This is a genomic window from Corynebacterium sp. HMSC055A01 (genome assembly GCF_001809405.1).
GTDB classification, from domain to species: domain Bacteria; phylum Actinomycetota; class Actinomycetes; order Mycobacteriales; family Mycobacteriaceae; genus Corynebacterium; species Corynebacterium hesseae.
In genome coordinates this window covers 1-1,102 of sequence record NZ_KV797549.1, presented here as the reverse complement: position 1 = coordinate 1,102, position 1,102 = coordinate 1, and the positions used below count along the sequence as shown (strand labels likewise).

Genomic DNA, 1,102 nt, shown 5'->3' with positions numbered 1-1,102 from the left:
CAGCGCTTCAGCACGTGATGACTCTGACGCTTCAGGTGGCGAAACAATGGAAGAAGAGCTCAAGCGTCTGCGCCGCGAAAACCGTGAACTGAAACGAGCAAACGGGATTCTTAAGACTGCTTCGGCTTTTTTCGCAGCGGAACTCGACCGACCCACGACCAAATGATCTCTTACATCGACGCGTATAAGGATCAGTTTGGGGTCGAGGCCATCTGCCGAGTCCTTAAACAAGCAGATCGTGGATTCATCACCTCACGCGGCTACCGCAAAGCCACCACACGCGTTCCCAGTGCAAGGACCTTAAGCGATAGCCTTCTCATCCCAGAGATACAACGTGTGCATGCGCAGAATTTCTCGGTCTACGGCATCCGCAAAATGTGGCACGCGATGAACCGTGAAGGCTTTCATATCGGCCGCGATAAGACTGCACGACTGATGAAGCTAGCTGGTGTTTCCGGCCGCAGACGTGGACGAACCCCCGTGACAACGACTAGCCCGAAGAAACCGGATCATCGCCCAGACCTAGTGCAGCGAAACTTTCGAGCACAAGCACCAGGAAGGTTGTGGGTTGCCGACATTACCTACGTTCGCACCCTGTCAGGATTCGCCTACACCGCGTTTGTCGTGGATGTCTACAGTCGAAAGATTGTTGGTGTTGCTACACGCTCAACGATGCGCACCGATGCGCTACCCATGGAGGCCTTGGAGCATGCGTTAACGACTGCAGGGAGAATCCATGGAAACCAGCTGATTCACCACAGTGATCGGGGCAGCCAGTACGTGTCACTGAAGTATTCCACCGCTCTCGCGGAAGCAGGAATACGCCCGAGTGTAGGAACAGTCGGCGATTCTTATGACAATGCACTAGCCGAAACAGTCAATGGTCTCTACAAGGCGGAACTGATTCATGCCCAAGGCCCGTGGACATCGGTCGGAGAAGTCGAACTGGCCACCTTGCGGTGGGTGCATTGGTGGAACACTAAGCGGCTTCACGAAGCATTGGACTACGCCACCCCACAAGAAGTAGAAACCGAGTACTATCTCACCCAGCCCATCAACACAGGGCCGTAAAAGAAGCGGAACTAAACCCAGGACGCTTCAA

General features: G+C 54.4%; 1 pseudogene. It reads left to right on the top strand.

Going from position 1 to position 1,102, the window contains the following annotated elements:
- A pseudogene (locus HMPREF2604_RS02975) lies at nt 1–1,071 on the top strand (IS3 family transposase); the annotation flags it as partial.
- Nucleotides 1,072–1,102: the final 31 nt, after the last annotated feature.